The organism is Candidatus Sysuiplasma jiujiangense (genome assembly GCA_019721075.1).
Lineage (GTDB): Archaea > Thermoplasmatota > Thermoplasmata > Sysuiplasmatales > Sysuiplasmataceae > Sysuiplasma > Sysuiplasma jiujiangense.
Window position 1 is genome coordinate 17,646 of record JAHEAD010000010.1, and the last position, 21,003, is coordinate 38,648.

The following is a 21,003-nucleotide window of genomic DNA, read 5'->3' on the forward strand; positions in this document are numbered from 1 at the left end:
GCCCTTTCGGCATTGTGCGAAACACATCCGTTGCACTGAATTTCGAATCATTCATCAGATGCATACAGCGTCTCTCCCCTCTCAAGCCTTGTTGCAATGCTGAATGTCTGCAGATCGGCTCTGTCTGTGGGTGAATGGGCTGCCACATACCGGGCTGCGGCGATCGCAACCAGTCTTGCGGATTCCGCAGACAGTTTTCCCCGCCTGACAATATTCATGCAGGCATCAATCAGCTGGTATGTGTGGAATTCCGCATCCTCCCGCAGAACACATTTTGCAAGCAGTTTCATCAGACCCAAAATTTCGCCTCCGCGGGCAAGATATGTGTTCACCAGATCCTTTGCCCTTCCCACGTCCTTCGCGTTCATGGATTTTTCAAGTTCGTCAAGCGGCGACTGGACACCTGACACAACCGAATGAACCTGGTCAATGTCCGCTGCGGGCATGTTTAGGAAACGGTTCAGATAAGTGTTCATTGCACCGTGGTAAATTGCTTTTATTACAGGTTCGTTGGAGAGCACCCTGGATGCCGAGTTGTACACCGCATTGGAATATGTGAATGCATGAAGGACGGTGATCCAGTCGTCGAATTCGTTCTGATCGTGGAAGAGGGCAATTCTGAATGCGGATGCAAGTGTCAGTGAAAAAGCACAGTCGAGTGTCGTCCACCCCGATTTCAGCCTGCTTTCTATTGCCGAAAGTATTGCTTCAGGTTCGCCTTCAACGATCTTCCACGCAAGAGCATCTATCTCTTCCGCAGATGCGTTTCTGTTCCCTCCATTATTCGCGATTGAACCTGCACGACCTTCATATTCGGACAAAAGCGACGCAATATCGACCGGATTCCTCCAGGCACTGTCCTCCTCGTGTCTCCTTGCATTGCACAGCTGCCTCACGACCGACAGTAGTGTCTGTGGCGCACTTTCCCAGCCGATTGTATCCAGCAGGTCAAAAGCTTTGTTTATGAAATCGTAGACATGCCCGCCGTCAATGAAAATATGGTCCGTTGCAGCCTGCAGCAGGGCAGTGGCGCAATCATTTTTCGTGGAAAGGCATGCCATCGTCAGTAGCGTGCGCATTGCAGCGTCCGGCTCACGCTGCTCTACGAAAGTCCTCAGCCAGAGGGATAGATTTCGCATGCCGTCATGCGAGACCGGATGTCCAAGCGGTTCCACCTGCGGTCTGTCGGCTCCGTTGAAATAATCACCGGCGACATGCATTACACCCTTGAACAAAGCCGTTTCTGCCCACTCCCTGTCCAGAAACGGAATTATGTTTCCCATGCAGGTAAGTATTGTAAGTCCGGAAGCCCATCCGCGCTGCTTTACAGTACCGTAGGCCGAGGCAATGGAAAGTATCCTTTTCCCGCCTTCCTCCAGGCCACGCTGATTCACTTCACGTATGATGGATTTGGCAATCACAAGATTGATCGACTGCACTATCCCGGTCCTGAGTCTCGAATCTATTTGTTCGAGGACACTGCCGCCTCGGCTGACTGCCTTGTCTTCGATGAAGACACGGCCGTCATGTGTCCTCACCTCAAAAACAGCCGCATCGTCAGCAAAGAGATCAAAGGTGCAGCCGCTCTCTGCATCGAATCTTGCGTGGTGCCAGTGGCAGGTCAGCATACCCTGCTTCAACGTTCCCTTTGAAAGAGGGTACCCCATGTGCGGGCACCGGTTATCTAAAGCATATATCCTTCCGCCTTCGTAAAAGAGTGCCACAGGGCGCCCGGATACGGTAACGGTTTTGACACCGGCGTGCATCAGCTCGTCAACAGAGCACACATCCGTGCGATCTGTTTTTCCCTTTCCATCCGTCATGTTTGGGGACATTGCGAAGAGAATCCGGAGCAGGTTATTTAAAATTAATTGTTTATAAATTTTATGAATATCACGGCGACCACACTGCTGAAGCAGCCGGGACTGCAGGTCTCCCAGGCCTGCCGTTGAATTGCAGCTGAAATTCGTACTGCGTAACGTAGCAGCTTATTCCGCCGCGGCTCATCAAACGGGAATAATTCCATTCGCTCATTTTCAGGTTCGGCATCAGCCGCACGGTGATGCGAGTTTCGAGACCGGCGTTCAGATGGGAGTCTGCACGCGCAATGAGAACATATCCGGCGGCTGAGAAGACAGCATCTTCTCAAGATGGCAGGCAGCCTGTTTACTTGCCCGAAATTCAACAGGTGCACATAACAGTCGCCGCGCCGCACAGATCATGTTTGCCATTTCAGGACAGAGATTCACCGATCTAAGAAAAGTTATTAATTATCCTCCAATATGGACGCGCCTGACGGGTCCGTAGCTCAGCTAGGTAGAGCAATCGGCTCTTAACCGAAAGGTCGAGGGTTCGAATGACAGTATATGTCCGAACATCCCTCCGGGCCCGCCATCCGGTGATGCCGGAAAGTTTGCGTGGGGGGCATACTGAATCAGGCTGCCATGCTGCCGGCATATCGCCGTAACGGCGATTTGATTTGCGGTTCCGGCTGCATCCGTTACTGCCAGTCGTCGCGGCTGAATCTCGCACAACTGTGTGCACATGGAATGGACTACCCGAAGGAATTGCCTCGTGGGGATGCGACCATCAGAGGGTGCGCAACATTACTCATTTAATAGGTGCAAGCACATGGAAGCCTGATGAAATTCAGGTGGGTTCCAGTCCTTATTGTAATACTGGTCATACTCTCGTTCTTTTCATCCCAGACCGGACTTTTGAATCCCGCCAATGGCCTCTGGACGACAATCAACAATTCACGGTATACTGGAGGAAAACTGAATGTCGCCCACCTTCTTGAACCGGTCAATGTCAGCATAGATAGTTCAGGGGTGGCACATATCGTGGCGCAGAACAACCATGACCTTTTTGTGGCGCAGGGATATTACGTGGCGAGCAACAGGCTGTTCCAGATGGAACTGCAGGTGCTGCTTGCATCCGGAAACCTGAGCCGGTATGTAGGGAAGGCTGCACTTGGTTCTGACATTACAATGCATCTCATCGGCCTGCCGCAGGATGCCTATCGTCTCCAGATGCTCCTGAAGGAAGAGTATCCGCAGTACTACGCATACCTCTCCGACTACAGCACCGGTGTCAACGATTTCATCAACCATACGCAGAATTCGCTTCCATTCGGATTCAAACTTCTTGGGTTTCATCCATTCTACTGGACGCCTTTCGACATACTCGTGTGGCAGGAATTCATGTCATGGTCGCTCATTACGGGTTCGTCGGACCCGCTTGCATCCGCCATTATGTACAATGCGTTCGGATTCAGCAACCTGACACAGATATGGCCATACTACCCGTATTACACGCAGTCGGTGACAGTTGTTCCGGGAAGCGGCAGTGTTAACGGATACGGGCTTTCCTCCCAGTCCGTTCCTCCCGGATACCTCTGGTCTCAAAACTGGTATTCCCAGTGGGCAACCGGTGTAAACACATCGTATCTCGGGACTTTACAGACACTGCTCTTCGGGGCGCTGGAAAACATCTCTGATCCGTACGCCGGGATAATGACCAGCTATCTGGACAATGGCGTCGGCAGCAACAGCTGGGTTGTGGCTTCATCCTATTCGACAGACCATAATCCGATACTGGCAAACGATCCACACCTGACGCTGTATGCTCCGTCGCTCTGGATACCGTTGCAGCTTAAGGACAGCAGCATGAATGTAACAGGATGGGCCCTTGCAGGCATTCCCGGAATACTGATTGGCCATACAAGCAGAACTGCGTGGGGTCTGACAACACCTGAAGGCAACTCTGCCAACGATTATCTTGAAATCCTTCAGGGCAACAGCTACCTTTATGATGGCACCTGGCATCCTATGACCGTCCTGAATTATACGCTGCTTGGCCACATACACAGCATTTACTATACGAACAACGGGCCGCTCATTGCAAGGAGTGCGAACGCAGGCATCAGCATGCGCTGGTCAACACCTTCCTCATCGCTGGATCTGGTGGCAGAAATAATGCTTGACCAGTCTGGCAATTACACGCAGATGGTGGATGCACTGCAATACTGGGGATCGCCGCCTCAGAACTTTGCGCTTGTTTCAGTACACAATGCCGGAATAATTACTGCCGGAAAATATCCGCTGATAAATGAGACACTGCCTGACGGAAAAACTGTCAGCGTGGTCGGATCCAGGACTCTGCTGAACGGGACTACCGGGGCCTACGAGCCTGTGGGATATGTTCCATTCAAGTACCTGCCCCAGGCGGAGAATCCGGCAAGAGGCTTCCTGTTTGCGCCCAACCAGCCCACGGCAGGCATGAACTACCCGTACCCGTTCATAGGCGGTTTCTGGGCTTCAGGCGGCAGGGCCGAAACAATATTTCACTTCCTGAATAACAGCGGGGGCATGGACATTCGGCTGATGATGTCTCTGCAGTCCAATGTCAGCGATTACTGGGCGAGCCAGTTTACTCCGCTTGTAGTGAAGGCTCTGTCTGGACTGACCATGACTCAGGTGCAGAGCGAAGCCTACCAGTATCTTGCGTCGTGGAACTACACGGCTTATCAGGACGAGGTAGGAATCACCGTTTACTGGTATTTCCTGTCGGAATTTTACAACATGACATTTGACCGAATCTACCAGGATCACGGCCTTTCCGGTATGCCGTCGCCTTACACATCCTCTGCAATATATCTTGCACAGAATGCTCCGGATTCGTTCTGGTTCAACGGCAATTTTACGGCGACGGCGAGGGCCGCATTTTCGGCTGCCGTCCAGTTCCTTGCACAGAAACTCGGTGCAGTAAGCGGATGGACTTGGGGTAGGGTCCACAGGCTGGAAATTTCCAGCTACACGGGACTCAGCGCACTGTCCATAGGGCCTATCCCGATATGGGGCGACAGCCATACAGTCAGTGTCGGCGGAGTTCCGCTCAGCCTTGCTGTTCCGGAACAGAATGTTACAGTGAGCTCGTCGCTGAGAGAAATAGCCGAACCCGCTTCCGGCACATTCTTCGGAGTTTTTCCCGGCGGACCGAGCGAGAATATACTGAGCCATTATTTTGACAACCAGCTTCAGACCTGGATTAATCATGGATATTACGACATGAGCACTCAGAGGACGGTGTATTTTTACGAATATACGTAGAGTCATCGAGCAGGTGGCACTGGTTGTGATCGCTGTTGCACTCGCATATCTCGTGATGGAGGCGACACCGTATGCCCTCCTGGCAATCGTGGCGGCTGTCCCGCTTTTCCGGTTCAGCAAAAAGACGGGTTTCATCGCAGGACTGGTAATAGGTTTCCTTGTTCCTGTTTCCACCTACCTGAGCTATCCTGCTTCAGATGTTGCGAAACTGTCTGATATCATATCTTCTATTGCCGGCCTGCCCGTTGTTGCAGTGGTTTTCCTCTATCCGATTGTGTTTGCGCTGATCATGGGATTTTCGGCACTCCTGTTTTCAGGCACATATGAGGAATTAATGAAGCGGCGGAAACGCGCTGACATTAAAAGCGGCGGCGAATCGCATGGGGAGGCATCATGAACATAAGGCCGAATAATGCGGATGCGATGGTGCAATAGCGTGTGCATTGCACTTTCGGGCAGCACAGAAAGGATTTATTTTGCATTGGCGCAGTGGATGGCGATGAGGAAGCAAATGCCTGACCGCTTGCAACCAGTACAGACAGCAGCGCGAATGATGCTGCCGCGCCCGCAACTGCACCACTGCTTCCGCTCAGTTTTGCAGCCGTCGTCTTTGGTATCGGCCAATGAATATTGACCGTTTTTGACAAATCTTAACCAAATCACCGCGACAGGGACAGCGTTTTTCAGCGCCGGAAGGAGCAGCGTCCCCGGGGACAGCCGGGCGGCACCTGAAAAATGGGCAGTCAACAATAAATAACAGGAAATTACGATGCAGGAGGGGATCACTTCATATTAGTTGACACTATGGAACAGTAAAGGGAGAGTGCATCTGATGACAGCCGGGACAGAACATGGGAGAAGGAGACGATGAAGAAAATAATGTTTGTAGGAACAGCAGGAGCAGGTAAAACCACACTCACAGCCGCCTTTCAAAACTGGATGCACGATAACGGCCACGACGCAATAACGCTCAACCTTGATCCTGGGGCTGAAAAGCTTCCATATCAGCCTGATGTGGACATCAGGGACTGGGTAAAGCTCGACGAGGTCGTAAAGGAGTACAGCCTCGGACCAAACGGAGCTCAGATTGCGGCTGCCGACATGCTCGCCCTCAATATGGAAAAGGTGCTGGAGCCGGTAGAAAAGATTGACAGCGATTATCTGCTCGTTGACACGCCGGGACAGCTGGAGCTCTTTGCCTACAGGCAATCAGGAAATGTTGTGCTGCAGAAGCTGGGAATGGATGAAACAGTAATTGCCTTTGTGACAGATCCGTCAATTTGCAAAACACCTTCGGGCTTTGTCTCCTCCGCGCTGCTCTTTGCAAGTGTAAATTTCAGATTTGATGTGCCTGCGCTTAACGTGCTGACCAAGACCGATACCATTACAGAGGAAGAACTGCAGAACATAATCGGCTGGTCCACTTCGGAGGACAGGCTCTACGACGACCTTATGGAGTCGGACATACGATCCGCAAAGCCTCTCAGCCTCGAAATATTCAGGGCGCTGCGGGATGTAGGTGCATATAGCGAGCTGATTGCGGTGTCTTCCGAAGACTATTCCGGAATGGGAGACATATATACAATGGCTCAGGGCATCTTCCAGGGAGGAGAGGATCTCGACAGGCGTCTTGCCTGAATCTGCCGCTGTCCGTATTCGCTTCACGACACATTTCCGTCCGAAAATTTACATGCCGCCCATCGTGTGCCGGGGTCTCGCCGGCATTCATGCCCGTTGTGACGGAGAGGGGCGGGATAGCACTGCCTGCGGTTATTCTGTGAATGGAAACAGGCCATGCGGCTGTTGCGATATTTCCTGACACTGCAGACGACTTCACTTCAGCTGCCGGAAGTGCATACTGTGCCGATCCGGGAGAGAACGTGTCCTACGGATTTCACATCATTAACGCATCGCCTGATCCTGCCCGCCTTCATCGTACATGGCCATACGGCAGGACATGGACGGCCCAGGGACGGCAGCCGCATACTGCAGAACTGCTGATGTGACCGCGGTGGGAGCGCCGGGGCTGCCGTGAACATACAGCGCAGCACAGGTAACGGTCGAAACGGGAAATCACTTCTGTTTCATTACCGCGCCCTTCGATGCGGAGGATACGAGTGCCGCATACTGTCCAAGAAGGCCCGATTTGTCCTTTTCCACCGGCCCCTTCCATTTGCTCCTCCGTTCATCCAACTCCTTTCCGTCGACGAGCAGGTCTATCCGTCCCTTTGCCGTGTCTATGAGTATCTCATCTCCGTTCCTGACAAGAGCGATGTTGCCGCCTGCATAGGCCTCAGGGCAGACATGCCCGACCATTATGCCCCTGGTCGCGCCGGAAAAACGGCCGTCAGTCACAAGGCCGACACTTTCCCCCAGTCCCTGACCGACAATGGCAGCTGTCACGGAAAGCATCTCTCTCATTCCGGGTCCGCCCTTCGGTCCTTCGTAGCGTATTACAACAACATGATTCTCGCTGACAGTGTGTGACAGGACTGCGTTGAACGCTTCCTCCTCGGAGTCGAAGACAAGAGCCTTCCCTTTCATCCTTTCGACAGACGAAGCCGATGCTTTGATCACCGCCCCTTCCGGCGCAAGCGAGCCCCTGAGAATCCTGATGCCGCCTCTCCTGTAAAGCGGTCTGGAGAAGTCGCCCACAATATCGGTTCCGGTGTGGGCAAAACTGAATCCTGAGAGATTCTGACCCATCGTCCTGCCGGTGACTGTCATGGCTTCTTCCTTCAGGTAGCCGGCGTCCATAAGCTTCCTCATAAGGTACGGGACGCCTCCGATGCGGTAGAGGTCGGCCATCACATACTTTCCGCCAGGTTTCATGTTGACTATTTCGGGTATGCGCTGCCCGATGGCATCAAATTCATCCAGATCAAGTTTTATTCCGGCCTCCGATGCTATAGCTATCAGGTGGAGCACGGCGTTGGTTGAACCGCCCGATGCCATCAACACTGCAATCGCGTTTTCAAATGATTCGTGGGAGAGTATATCGCGTGGCCCGAGATCTGTTTCAATGAGCTTCATCAGCGCCCTTCCGGTTTCGAATACGAAGCCCGACTTCGCGCCTTCGACGGCCGGCGGCGCGGCAGAGCCGGGCAGAGCGAGTCCGAGTGACTCCGTCATCATTGCCATCGTATTTGCCGTATACAGGCCGCCGCATGCGCCGGGCGTCGGTATTGCATTGTCCTCCATGACCTTGAGTTCCTGCAGTGAAAGATTTCCGGATGAGTACGACCCGACAGCCTCATAGACGTCTCCGATAGCAATCGGTTTCCCGTGATAGCTGCCCGGCAGTGTCGTCCCGCAGTAGATGACGATTGACGGTATATTCAGCCTGGCCATTGCCATCATCATACCGGGGCTGGTCTTGTCGCAGCCTGACAGACCGGCAAAACCGTCGTAGCCGTGCGCATTTACCGTAAGCTCCACGGTATTGGCGATAAGCTCCCTGCTTATCAGCGAGTATCTCATTCCTCCTGTCCCCATTGCAATGCCGTCAATGACGACGGGAGCGGTGAATATCCTCGGTGTGCCTTTCTCGGCCCTTATTCCCTCCTTTGCCCTTTCGGCAAGCGAAAGGACATGAATGTTGCACGGGCCGGCCTCGTTCCAGGCTGCTGCCACCCCGACAATCGGACTCTCAAGGTCAGCGTCAGTCAGGCCCATCGATTTCATGAAGGCGCGATTCGGCGATCGTTCCGGGCCGCCGTAGATCCCGGCAGATCTTCTTTCTTTCATGCAGCTAGACTTGATTTCCTGTAATTTAACATTACGCAGATCGTGCCGGTGTGCCGCCGCGGCGCTCAGAAAAACCGGTGCTTTCCCCTGACGATTGTCCTTTCCCTCGTATGCCCGACAGAAACAATGAAAATTCTGGCACCCAGAAATTTTTCAATAAATTCCACATATCTCCTGGCAGACTCCGGAAGTTCACGGTAGGTGTTGATGCCCTCGTCCAGCTGCTCTTCCCAGCCCCTGAATTCGCGGTAAACAGGCATGACAGAATTCAGCTGCGCAGAGGAGGAAGGATAGGAGGAGAGTTTTTTTCCGTTCAGCGTGTATCCGACGGCCACCCTCAGCCTGTCTATGCCGGAGAGAACATCCAGTTTGGTAAGTACAATCTCCCTTACGCCCGAAACCATGACGGCGTACTTCGCTGCAAATAGATCCAGCCAGCCGCAGCGCCTCTTCCTGCCTGTGGTCGTTCCGACCTCCATCCCCTTCAGCGCGAGATGGTCCCCGACGCTGTCTGTAAGCTCTGTCGGAAAGGGGCCGGCGCCGACCCTCGTAGAATATGCCTTGAGGATGCCGACCGGCCTTATGTCGTAAACAGGCGAGAGCCCGCCGGCGGCATAAACGTTGCCCGCAACGGTGTTTGAAGAAGTGACAAACGGGTAATTGCCATGGTCGATATCCAGCATTATGCCGTGTGCGCCCTCAAAGAGCAGCTTCTTTTTCCTGGACATCATGCTGTTGATGAGCGATGACGTGTCTGTTATATGCTCCTTCAGTGCCACGGAGTATTCTGTCATCTTCCTGTATATCTCCTCTGCATCAACCGACACGCCGAGATTCAGGGCCGATGCGTATGCGTTCTTAATCCTGGAAACGAATTCGATCTTTTCCCTCAGGCCGCCGTTTTCCAGCAGTTCGCCCATCCTGAAACCGATCCTTGCGTGCTTGTCGGAATAACACGGTCCTATTCCCTTCCTTGTCGTGCCTATCGCCCGTTCCCCCCTCAGAGATTCCTCAGCGCCGTCAAGCTGTTTGTGATACGGCATCACGATGTGCGCCCTATCGCTTATGAACAGCCTGGAAACAGAGAAACCCTTCTTTTCCAGCTCATGCATTTCAGACAGCAGTTCCTCTGGATCCACGACCGAACCGTTCGCTATGATGCCGGTCACCTTCCTGTGAAGAATTCCGGAAGGGATCTGATGGAACTTGAAGCGCTGATTGCCTATCTCAACAGTGTGCCCTGCATTCGCGCCCCCCTGGAATCTCACATTCGCATCCACATCGCTAGCGATGAAGTCTGTAATCTTTCCCTTTCCTTCATCCCCCCATTGTAGACCGACAATTACGGTTGCAGGCATATTTGCCACAACTCCGGTTGAGTAATAAAACTATTCCGTGTGAATGATTCGCGCGTCCGCTGTCTGCGACTGCGCCGCGCCGGAGAATCATTTATTCACCCGGACATGCCATGGAGTGCTTTATGTCAATTAAAAAGACTGAAATTGCGGCCCGGCCTGCAGAAGCCGCGGAACTGCTGAAATCGGTCATTGAAGGGGAGGGGATGCACGTGGATTGCCTCATCGACCATGCATCTGTTCTCAGAGAAGCAGGCATAACGCCCGTCGACGCCTATACGCTGCTCTTCAGCTCTGCGAAAATATCATCAAGGCTCCTGTTAAAAAACAGCGAAATTGCGCTGGACATCCCTCTGAGGATAGCTGTTGTTAACGAGGGTGGCAGAACACTGCTGGTATACAGGGATATGCACCCGCTTCTCAGCAGTTACCAGGGAGCCGGAATGGTTGATGTCATAAACAGTGTCAATGGTCTGACCGACAGTGTTGTTCAAACGGCCGTGAGCAGAGCGCGCGGGAACAGCGTCTGACTGGCTTTCGGCCACCTCTCTTCCCCGAGTCGGTTAAATACAGTGCCGCTGTGAGCAGCTTCATGCAGAACGAAATGAGATATACCGTCCCCAATGAAACGGGAAATGAAGCGGCAGCGGTGCTGTCATGCATGCCGCTTTTCGGCAATTCCGGCAATCTTCTCAAACGCGGATGCAGCTGCCTTCTCAAAGGTGAGACTGCTGTTGCCGGAAGAATACTGCACTCTGCAGTGTTCAGGGCAATGTCGTACTCCGGAGGCACTGTTCTCTGGGTTGACGGTGGAAATGTCTTCGATCCCTACACAATGACCGATCTGTCTGAAAAATGCGGCAGCGATACGGAGGAGATGCTTTCAAGGATAAAGATTGCAAGAGCATTCACGGCACACCAGATGAACGCCATCTCGCTGTCTGCACTTGAGGAGGCGAAAAAGGGAGAGGTCTGCTTTCTTGCGGTTTCCTCCCTCCCGGACCTGTTCATAAGCGACGTGCGCTGGAAGGAAGGAGTGCAGCTGCTGAACAGCACGCTGAAAACATTCCGTGAGCTCACAGGCATGCATAACTGCTGGTCAGTGATGACGGCGGACTGCAGCATGCCTGATGGCGCAGAGATTGGTAAAATATTTGCGGAAAATTTTGAGAATGTCATTGAGGTTGATTATTCCGGCGGCAGACTTGAAATAGATTCCATGGACGATTTCGCTTCAGTGAGAAGATGGAATCTGCATGAATACCAGAGATCCCTCTTCGATTTCAGCTGCAGGGATGATTAAATGGGCAGAACAGTTCCGACGTTCAGGGAGGAAATGGAAAGAATAATCGGAAGATGGGAAAGATTCGGAAAAGGCATGCGCAGTGATGACAGGGTTTATCTTGACAGGATTGTGGCAAAAGCGAGACACAATGCGGCCGCCTCGGCGTATGCGGCCCTGCTGAATCCTGTTGAGGGCATGCTGCTTTCTGTTCTCATAGAGCAGGAAAAGGAGATCGACGGACTCAGAAACAGATACCGTTTCTGAAGGAACTGAACGGAAGATGGAAGGATGGCTGCTTGATGCATATGCAGATACGGGAAGCAACAGCATAGTGCTGTGGCTGAAGGATGGAGGCACCAGGAAAGTCGAATTACGCTGCACCTCGTATTTCTATCTGCATGGCGACTGCGGGGACATAGAAAGGAAATTCTCAGGGATGGATGACATAGATATCCGGCATGAGGAGAGGAGGATTGCCCCTTCGATGAAAAGAGCCGATCTGCTGAAAATCTCCTCCGGGAATCTCTCCCTCCTGAGAAAAATTGCTGACGGACTGTGCCTTTACCATGCAGCGGCGGGCATTACGCTGTACGATGTTGACGTGCCGTACGAGCAGCGCTTCATGGCCGACAACGGCATATTCCCCCTGGCGCGCATACACATATCACGGGGAAATGAAATCACATGCATGGACTCCTGCGATGACATACTGTACGATATGCCCCCTCTGAATACAAGCCGCCTGGAGATCAGATACGGCTCCGGACATGGCGAAATTTCCATAGCGTCATCTGTCCTGGACGGTGAAGAGATAACAGGGAGCGAGGAGTACATACTTCTTGAAACGGCGAAACGACTCAGGGAGAAGGATACAGACATAATCATAACGGAGGGCGGTGACAGGGGAGGCATACAGGAGATGCACAGAAGGGCTCACGCTCTTGCCCTGCGCTCGTTTGCACTGGGAAGGGAAGGGGGGCTGCAGGAATCGTACAGGTCCAGGAGCTATACAAGCTACGGAAGGGTTCTGTTCAGGCCGTCTCCCGCCCTGCTCAGGGGAAGGATACACATCGATGCCGGCAACTCGTTCATTTACATGGAGTCGGGCATCGAGGGGCTGGCAGAAATTTCACGTCTTTCGCTGACAGGAATGCAGCGCATGGCAAGGCTCTCCCCCGGAACAGCCGTAAGCGGCATGGAGAATATCGAGGCGCTGAGGAGACGGATTGCTGTCCCTTACAGAAAGAACAGACCGGAAGATTTCAAAAGCGCCGCAGAGCTGATAGAGGCGGACAGGGGGGGATTCATTTACACGCCCGAAACAGGTTTCAGCACAGGCGTTTACGGGGTTGACTTCTCTTCGCTGTTTCCCAGCATAATGGACAAATGGAACATCTCCGCGGACTCGCTTAACTGCTCATGCTGCGGCAGCGGCACAAATGCGGCTCCGGGCCTTCCGTACCATTTTTGCGGCAGGAGAAGGGGGATTGTACCTGCCGTTGTGCACAGACTGATTGCGAGAAGAATGAGATACAAGAAGATGGGCGATGAAATATCGCTGAAAAAAAGCAATGCGCTGAAATGGGTTCTTGTCACCTCCTTCGGCTACACAGGGTACAAAAATGCAAAATTCGGCAGCATAGAGTGCCATGAAGCCATAAACGCAATTGGAAGGGAGATCCTGCTGGCCGCCTCACGCATAGCCGGGGAAATGAACTTCCGAGTGCTGCATGGAATAGTCGATTCCCTTTGGCTTTCCGGCAGCGGAGACATAAATGAATTTGCTGCAAGAGTTGATAAGACAACGGGTCTGCACATAGAAGTCGAAGGAAAATACAGATGGATTGTTTTTCTCGGTAACAGGAGCAACGGTGAAGGCAGCCTGAACAGGTACTACGGTGAATTCGAAGACGGCACAATGAAGCTGAGGGGGATAGAGCTGAGAAGATCCGATACGCCGGGCGTTGTACGGTTTGCGCAGAACATACTGCTTGAGAACCTGCGTGGTTCAACAGACATGGATGACTTCAGGCGCAGGGCCGTAAAGGGCATTGGGATGGTAAGGGAAGTTGTCCGGTGCATCAAATCAGGAGACTGTCCCGTGGAAGAGCTTGTGATTGCCAGACGCGTTTCGAAGGAATACGGGGAATACAGTGCCGGGACGGAACAGAAACGGATACTCTCCTCCCTTAATGGGAGGGGAGTCAGGGTTAATGCCGGCGAGGTCGTGAGATACCTGGTTACCAGAGACGTGGAGGGGAAGGCGGCAATACCTGCAGGACAGCTGGACGGAAATGAAAATTATGATGCGCATTACTACACGCGACTGGTCGCAAGGGCGTTGTCTACAATGCTCTGCCCGCTCGGTTTTACAGAAAAGAAGATACTCGGAATGCTCAGGTATTTTTAAGCCTGGAAAAGAAGCTGCGTCCCTTTTCCTCCTCAATCGTATCGAATTTGCGCAGCAGCTCCTTCTGCTCCGATGTGAGCTTCTTCGGTATTTTCACCTTCACAGTAACGAAAAGGTCACCGTTGGATCTTCCCTGAAGCCTCGGCAGGCCAAGGCCCGCGAGTTTGAGGACTGTGCCGGGCTGTGTGCCCGGCGGTATCTGGAGACGCGCCTTTCCCGTTATGTGCGGCACATCTATCTCGCCGCCCAGCGCAGCAACAGTGAACGGCACCTCCGCCGAATAGTGGAGGTTTTCGCCGTCACGCTCGAAAACATCATGCCTCTTCAGATTCATTACAACGTAGAGGTCACCAGGAGGGCCGCCGTTTACACCCGGTTCCCCGGCCCCCGGGATGCGAAGGCGCATTCCGTCCTCGGCGCCCTTTGGTATGTTGACCTCTATCCTGGAAACTGTCTGAACCCTTCCCCTGCCGCCGCATGTCCTGCATTTTTCCCTTATGACTTTTCCACGGCCGCCACAGGTCGAACAGGTCCGTACGGTGACAAAATTGCCGCCGAGCGCATTCTGCCTGTAGGTTATCTGCCCCCTGCCGCCGCAGGTTGTGCATGTCTCCAGTCTGCCCTTTTCGGCCCCTGTGCCGCCGCAGTCCTTGCATGCGACCGATCTTGGAACTTCAATAATCCTCTTTGATCCTGAATTGACCTCCTCAAGAGAAATTTCGAGATCGTACTGCAGGGATGCGCCGCTCTCAGCATAATTCCCGCGCCTCTGACCCTGTCCGCCGAAAAACACGTCAAAAATCGAACCGCCGCCGCCAAAGCCAAAACCGATGTTGCTGAAGATGTCGTTGATGTCCTGGAAATGGGTGAAATTGGACCAGTCGAAACCGCCGCCGCCGAAGTTCACCGCTTCGCTGCCGTAGGTGTCGTAATTTTTCCTTTTTTCCGGATCCATAAGGACTTCGTACGCCTCGGATATGTCCTTGAACTTCTCCTCCGCGACCTTCCTGTCTATTTTTGCCACGTCCGGATGGTATTTCTGCGCAAGCTTTCTGTAGGCTCTCTTTATCTCGTCCGGGGTAGCACTCTTTTCCACTCCCAGGACCGCATAATAGTCCTTCGCCATCCTACGATAACCTCAGGCAATCAAGTAGTTTACTTGTCATCAACTATTTTGTAGTTTGCGTCAACGTATCCGCCGTCTCCTCCGTCCTTGCCGTGGTCTCCGCCGCCGGGCGTACTCTCCTGGCCGGGACCCTGGGAGGAGCCTTCTGTCTGCTGCTTTGATTCCTCGGCCTGCTTCTGATATATCCTTGAGGTGACCTCATACACAGCCTTGCTCAGCTCTTCAGTCTTCTGCTTGATCTTTTCGATGTCGTCGCCCTTGAGAAGTTCTTCAAGTTCCAGTCTGACCTTTTCAATACTCTCCCTGTCCTGCGCCGAAACCTTGTCACCGAGATCGTCCAGTGTCTTCTTTGTCGTATATGCCATGGTCTCTGCCATGTTCCTCGCTTCGGCCTTTTCCTTTAACTTCCTGTCCTCCTCCGCAAACTGTTCCGCCTCCCTCATCATTCTGTCTATCTCGTCTTTCGAAAGTTTGTTCGACGCGGAGATGGTTATCTTCTGTTCCTTTCCGGTGCCCATATCCTTTGCGCTGACATGGAGTATGCCGTTCGCGTCAATGTCGAATGTAACCTCTATCTGCGGTATTCCTCTCGGCGCCGGAGGAATGCCGATAAGACTGAATCGCCCAAGCGTCACGTTATTAGCTGCCATTGGCCTCTCTCCCTGCAGCACATGAACCTCGACGCTTGTCTGACCGTCCGAGGCAGTGGTGAAGATCTCAGACTTCCTGGTGGGTATCGTCGTATTTCTCTCAATCAGCTTGTGAAACACACCCCCCTGGACCTCAACCCCAAGTGAAAGAGGCGTCACATCGAGCAGCAGTATATCCTTGACAGTCCCTTCAAGAACGCCGCCCTGTATTGCGGCGCCCATTGCAACGCACTCCATCGGATCCACTCCACGAACGATCTTCGAGCCGAAAATATCCTCGACGAACTTCTGTATCACAGGCATTCTGGTGGGGCCGCCCACGAGTATTATTTTATCGATTCCGGAAGCGCTGATTTTGGCATCGCCAAGCGCGCGGTTCACCGGTTCGCGGCACCTTTCGACGATTGGTCTGACCAGATCTTCCAGCTTTGCCCTGGTGATTTTCATTGTCAGATGCTTTGGACCTGAGGAGTCCTGTGCTATGAATGGCAGGTTGATTTCTGTCTCGATTATTGTGGAGAGCTCAACCTTTGCCTTTTCACATGCTTCCCTGATGCGCTCCATCGCCATGTTGTCCTTTGTAAGGTCCACACCGCTTTCAGTCCTGAAGGCGGATACAACATAGTCGATCAGGGCACGATCCATGTCCGTGCCGCCGAGCTGCGTATCACCGCTTGTCGAAATTACCTCGAAAACGCCCTGGCCGAATTCCATTATAGTGACATCCAGCGTTCCGCCGCCCAGGTCGAAGACGAGTATCTTCTGTTCCTTGTCCGATTTGTCAAGGCCGTATGCGAGAGCGGCCGCAGTCGGTTCGTTGATTATCCTCACGACTTCAAGACCTGCAATCGTCCCGGCATCCTTTGTAGCCTGGCGCTGATTGTCGTTGAAGTACGCTGGCACTGTTATTACTGCCTTCTGCGCAGGTCCGCCGAGAAACGCTTCTGCGTCCCTCTTTATCTTCTGCAGGATTAATGCAGAAATCTGCTGTGGGGTGTATTCCTTCCCGCCCACTTTGTACTTGTAGTCGGTGCCCATCTTCCGTTTCGCTGCGAAAATCGTTCCGGTCGGATTGGTTATTGCCTGCCTTCTGGCGGGTTCGCCAACGAGGACACCATCCTTCGTAAACGCCACGACCGAAGGAAACGCCTTTCCGCCTATGCTCGTCCCTTCCGCGCTGGGTATAATTGTAGGCCTACCGCCTTCAATAACTGCAGCAGCCGAATTGCTTGTTCCCAGATCTATACCGATAATTTTTGCCATGTTATCACCTTTTGATATTCACACGTCCCTTTCAGTTTCATCCTGACTCTGCTTTCCTTCGACCCTTCTTGAAACTCGCACCTTTGCCGGTCTGATTACCTTTGTTCCGAGCGTATACCCTTTCTGGTATACCTCCATTATTTCATTATCGCCGAATTCGGAGTTTTCCTGAACCACAATAGCTTCATGGTAATAGGGGTCGAAGAGTTTGTTTGTAGGTATTTCCCTCACTCCTTCCTCAGTCAGTATCTGCATTGTGTTTTCCCTTATTTTCTCGATGCCCGCCCTGAACGGATCGTTGTTGCCGTTCTTCGTTTCGTCGAGGCCGCGGTCCAGATCATCTATGACTGTTATCAGTTTCCTTACCATCCTCTCCACAACAAGCTTGCTGTATTCTTCCCTCTCTCTTTCAATCCTTTTCCTGTAATTATCGAAATCAGCCTGTATTTTTTTCAGAAGACTCTCATAGTCTCTGATTATGGATTCCTTCTCGTCAAGGGATTTTTTGAGAAGGCTGTTCTCACCTGTAAGGTTTTCAATCAGTTCCAGCTTTGCACTTGTTTCTTCTGACGGCGCTTCGCCTTCACCGGCAGCGACAACGCTCTTCTCTTCGTTACGAACAATCTCAGCCTTTGGATTAGTTCCCTGCCCTTCTGCCTGTGTCGCTTCCTTGTCGGAAGAATTGTTGTCCATCGTTTCACCTTGCTGCATACCGGACCGGCTGCATGAACCATCTTTCCGTTTCCTGTGTTATTAACCTTGCGGAAACGGAAACCGGCATCACGAGCGCAGCCGTGCGGATGCCGGTCCGGGAAGAGCTTTCCTGGCTATTCAGTCTTCGCCTTCAGAGGGTCCTTCTCCTCCGGGCGGTGTCTTTCCGCCCCCTGGAGAGGAGGATTTCGTCGCGATAACGTCATCTATGCGCAATATCATGCAGGCGGCATCGGTGGCCGACTGGATGGCCTGCCTGCCTACCCTTATCGGCTCCAGCACCTTGGCCTTCATCATATCGGCTACCTTGCCATTGAGGACATCCACCCCATGATACCTGTTGCCGTTCTTGTGGCTGCTCCTGAGCTCAATCAGTATGTCTATCGTGTCCATACCCGCGTTTTCAGCAAGCGCCGAAGGTATCACCTCAAGCGCCTCAGCGAAAGCCTCTATGGCAATCTGTTCCCTGCCTCCGACGGATGTTGCGTAATCACGCAGTTTCTGCGACAGTTCTATTGCGGCAGCGCCTGCGCCCACCACCATCTTGCCATCCTCCACTGCGAGAGCGGCAACGCTGATTGCATCCGTCATGGACCTTTCCACTTCATCGACAACATGTTCACTCCCTCCCCTGATCAGGATGGAAACGGATTTCGGGTTCTTGCATCCCGTTACAAATGTCATCTCGTCGTCCTGTATCTTTCTTGCCTCGACCAGGGATGCGTAGCCAAGATCCTTTGCTGTCAGATCGCTCAGCTTTGTGATTACGCTTGCGCCTGTTGCCTTTGCGAGTTTGTCCACGTCCGACTTCTTTACGCGGCGCACTGCAAATATTCCTTCCTTCGCGAGGAAATGCTGGGCAAGATCGTCTATCCCTTTCTGGCAGAACACGACGTTTGCCTTCACGTTCTTTATGCTGTCAACCATCGAACGCAGCATGTGCTCCTCTTCATCGAGGAAGCCGCGAAGCTGGGAAGGATCGCTTATCTCGATCTTGGATTCGAATTCCGTCTTCTTGATTTCAAGCGCAGCATCGATTACAGCAATTCTTGCGTCCTTTACGAGTTTTGGCATAGCCGAATGGACAGGCTCCTTGTCCACTATGACACCCTTCAGAAGCTGTGTGTCACCGACACCGCCGCCCTGCTTCTTTACGATTTGAATATCGTCATCATCCACTGTGGTCTTACCGTCCGACTCTTCGGCAACACTGAGCACGGCGTCAACGGCTATCTTCGCCAGCTGTTCCCTTACGCCGGCCACACCCTTGGAACTCATGGCTGTCGCAGCTATTTCCCTGAGCGTTTCCCTGTCATCGCGTGAGACTTTAGTGGCGATTGAGTCGAGAAATTCCATGCACTTGCCGGCTGCATCCTTGTACCCTCTGGTAATAACAGTGGGATGGACGTTGCTGTCTATAAGCTCCTGGGCTTTCTTGAGCAGTTCGCCTGCAAGGACAACCGCGGTGGTGGTTCCGTCGCCGCATTCGGAGTCCTGTGTCTTTGCAACTTCAACCAGCATCTTTGCCGCGGGATGATCAATTTCCATTTCCTTGAGAATGGTTACGCCATCGTTTGTTATCACAACATCGCCCATGCTGTCGACAAGCATCTTGTCCATTCCTCGTGGTCCGAGAGTGGTTTTTACAGCGTTGGCGATTGCCATCGCTGCCTTAATGTTGTTGGCCTGCGCATCTTTGCCTTTCTCTCTCTTTGTTCCTTCCTTCAGTATCAGTATCGGTACCTGTCCACCCTGTCCAGACATCATATTTTAACTCTCCTGGATTGCTTTTGATTGCTTATGTTTGCTCTTCTATATAATACTATCTTAGACCTGATCTGCAACGTTGCCAAGTCATTACCTACAGGCATCATGGCATGTCCACAAGTTCCATGGAACCGTTTTGCAATTTGCAGCGGATTCATAAATGGAGGCAAGTGTCTGCCTCAACAGGACAGGCATGAAAAATATTTGCATGAAGTCATCAGAACCAATGCAGCATCGCGATTCTATCATGAGCTTTCGTGGGATCAGGGATGCTCGCCGCCACCTATTCCTTTATCGCCTTCAGGAAGAAGAGACGGTTATGTGCCACAAAACTGCCATTTTTCCTGATGAAACTGTCGAGCCGCCTTAATTTTTCCCCATATGCCGTTACTTCGAAATCAGGTATCTGCCATTCGACTATTCTCAGATAACTTACCACCGCGCCTATGTCCTTGAAAATTGCGCGCGGTTCCGCCTCCGCCTCCTCAACTATGCTGAAGCCTGCATTCTTCAGCTGTCTTTTCGCCGTGGAAAGTGTCCACTTCACTTCCGGCACTTTCGCCCCCAGGAATGCATTCAGTTCAGATTTCAGCCCGTTTCCCACCTGCTGTGTTATGAAAACTCCTCTCGGCCTGAGGACGCGCAGAACTTCGCCGGCCTTGAACGACTCATGTCTGTCAATCACCAGATCTATAGACGAATCCCTGAACGGGAGAGCGCCTCTCTGCGGGACAGCATAATTGTCATCGCAAAACGTTCTTATCACTTCCACGCCAAGCGGGGCAAGCTTCTTCCGCGCTACAGGGACGTTGGGTGCATATCCCTCCGTTGCACAGCTGAATGGCGGCAGCGGCATCAAGTGTGAAAGCAATTCCCCTCCCCCTGTTCCCAGATCAACCATTACATTGGCACCGGGAAAATGCGCTTTCACTATCGCACTGTAGTTCCATGGAGGAGGTTCCTCGACCAGTCTTCCCCTGAGATATGAGAAGTCCCATCCGGAAAACTGCCACGACAGCGCCTCATCAATAAGTTCATCAAATGATTTTTCAGGAATTACCCGATCACCCGGGTAACAGGCACTTCATTCCGCTGCAAAAGCGTTTGCCTCAATATACCGAGTGCGGAAGGAAGGCGCAAGTCCCGTCCATTCGCTATGCGGACGGAGTTGAACCCTATGGATTTATTGGGAATTTGTATTCGCACAGCGGATTGCACATGCCGAATACCAGAATTGATATCACATCCGGTCGCCTGTTCTGCGGACTTTCTGCTCAAAAATAGAATTCTCGAACGACCTTTGTGCCAATGACCTGCGGCCTTCGAATTCACTCTATTCGGCAATATGCAACGGTTGTGGGGCCGGAAAAAACACTGCCAAAGCGGCTTTTGACATTTATTGACAACATTACAGGTATAAGATGCAAGGCCGCCGGCCTGACCGGGCATGCCTGACCTCAATTTCCGATATAACTCTGTGGCCATTTCAGAATACAGGTCCGGCTGGTTTGTGCTGTCCTGAAGCGTTGCCTATTTACGACTGCATCATATTTAATAATCAGCTCAATTGTCACTCCT

16 protein-coding genes and 1 tRNA gene are annotated in these 21,003 nt (G+C 52.4%); 9 read left to right on the forward strand and 8 right to left on the reverse strand.

The features are described from left to right. Positions 1-47: 47 nt before the first annotated feature. Positions 48-1,835, reverse strand: a complete 1,788-nt coding sequence (locus KIS29_06835; protein MBX8640035.1) for a Rieske (2Fe-2S) protein — start codon at positions 1,833-1,835, stop codon at positions 48-50. A gap of 462 nt (positions 1,836-2,297) precedes the next feature. Between KIS29_06835 and KIS29_06840 the strand changes: the two genes are divergently transcribed. The 5 genes from KIS29_06840 (at position 2,298) to KIS29_06860 (ending at position 7,117) form a co-directional block, all read left to right on the forward strand. Beyond that, a tRNA-Lys gene (locus KIS29_06840) sits at positions 2,298-2,394 on the forward strand. Positions 2,395-2,642: 248 nt separating this feature from the next. Beyond that, a complete protein-coding gene (locus KIS29_06845) occupies positions 2,643-5,111 on the forward strand; it encodes a penicillin acylase family protein (protein ID MBX8640036.1) in 2,469 nt (822 codons plus the stop codon). A gap of 13 nt (positions 5,112-5,124) precedes the next feature. Then, a complete protein-coding gene (locus KIS29_06850) occupies positions 5,125-5,508 on the forward strand; it encodes a hypothetical protein (protein MBX8640037.1) in 384 nt (127 codons plus the stop codon). Between the two features lie 470 nt (positions 5,509-5,978). After that, positions 5,979-6,749, forward strand: coding sequence for an ATP/GTP-binding protein (locus KIS29_06855; GenBank protein MBX8640038.1), 771 nt, complete (start codon positions 5,979-5,981; stop codon positions 6,747-6,749). A gap of 143 nt (positions 6,750-6,892) precedes the next feature. Further along, a complete protein-coding gene (locus KIS29_06860; protein MBX8640039.1) occupies positions 6,893-7,117 on the forward strand; it encodes a hypothetical protein in 225 nt (74 codons plus the stop codon). Positions 7,118-7,184: 67 nt separating this feature from the next. Here KIS29_06860 and ilvD read toward each other — a convergent pair whose 3' ends face one another. Beyond that, complete coding sequence (gene ilvD / locus KIS29_06865) at positions 7,185-8,858, reverse strand: dihydroxy-acid dehydratase (GenBank protein ID MBX8640040.1); 1,674 nt, start codon at positions 8,856-8,858, stop codon at positions 7,185-7,187. 65 nt (positions 8,859-8,923) lie between these two features. Further along, complete coding sequence (locus KIS29_06870) at positions 8,924-10,216, reverse strand: adenylosuccinate synthase (protein ID MBX8640041.1); 1,293 nt, start codon at positions 10,214-10,216, stop codon at positions 8,924-8,926. A gap of 122 nt (positions 10,217-10,338) precedes the next feature. Here KIS29_06870 and KIS29_06875 point away from each other — a divergent pair, with 122 nt between their 5' ends. The 4 genes from KIS29_06875 to KIS29_06890 all read left to right on the forward strand — a co-directional run bounded on the left by KIS29_06875 (position 10,339) and on the right by KIS29_06890 (position 13,908). Beyond that, positions 10,339-10,743, forward strand: coding sequence for a DUF302 domain-containing protein (locus tag KIS29_06875; GenBank protein MBX8640042.1), 405 nt, complete (start codon positions 10,339-10,341; stop codon positions 10,741-10,743). Positions 10,744-10,805: 62 nt separating this feature from the next. Further along, the gene (locus KIS29_06880; protein ID MBX8640043.1) at positions 10,806-11,516 is read left to right on the forward strand and encodes a hypothetical protein; all 711 of its coding nucleotides are present in this window, start codon (positions 10,806-10,808) and stop codon (positions 11,514-11,516) included. Further along, entirely contained in the window at positions 11,517-11,762 is a 246-nt protein-coding gene (locus KIS29_06885) for a hypothetical protein (protein MBX8640044.1), read from the forward strand. Between the two features lie 16 nt (positions 11,763-11,778). Further along, entirely contained in the window at positions 11,779-13,908 is a 2,130-nt protein-coding gene (locus KIS29_06890; GenBank protein ID MBX8640045.1) for a hypothetical protein, read from the forward strand. Here KIS29_06890 and dnaJ read toward each other — a convergent pair. The 5 genes from dnaJ to KIS29_06915 form a co-directional block, all read right to left on the reverse strand. Further along, positions 13,895-15,034: a molecular chaperone DnaJ gene (gene dnaJ, locus KIS29_06895; GenBank protein ID MBX8640046.1), complete on the reverse strand. Its 1,140-nt coding sequence runs from the start codon at positions 15,032-15,034 to the stop codon at positions 13,895-13,897. The genes KIS29_06890 and dnaJ overlap by 14 nt on opposite strands. Before the next feature lie 29 nt (positions 15,035-15,063). Next, complete coding sequence (dnaK, locus tag KIS29_06900; GenBank protein ID MBX8640047.1) at positions 15,064-16,947, reverse strand: molecular chaperone DnaK; 1,884 nt, start codon at positions 16,945-16,947, stop codon at positions 15,064-15,066. Between the two features lie 18 nt (positions 16,948-16,965). Next, entirely contained in the window at positions 16,966-17,640 is a 675-nt protein-coding gene (locus KIS29_06905) for a nucleotide exchange factor GrpE (GenBank protein ID MBX8640048.1), read from the reverse strand. A 138-nt stretch (positions 17,641-17,778) separates the two neighbouring features. Continuing rightward, a complete protein-coding gene (locus KIS29_06910; protein MBX8640049.1) occupies positions 17,779-19,425 on the reverse strand; it encodes a TCP-1/cpn60 chaperonin family protein in 1,647 nt (548 codons plus the stop codon). A 283-nt stretch (positions 19,426-19,708) separates the two neighbouring features. Beyond that, positions 19,709-20,326 carry a class I SAM-dependent methyltransferase gene (locus KIS29_06915; protein ID MBX8640050.1) on the reverse strand — a complete coding sequence of 206 codons (618 nt, stop codon included), beginning with the start codon at positions 20,324-20,326 and terminating at the stop codon, positions 19,709-19,711. Between the last annotated feature and the right edge of the window lie 677 nt (positions 20,327-21,003).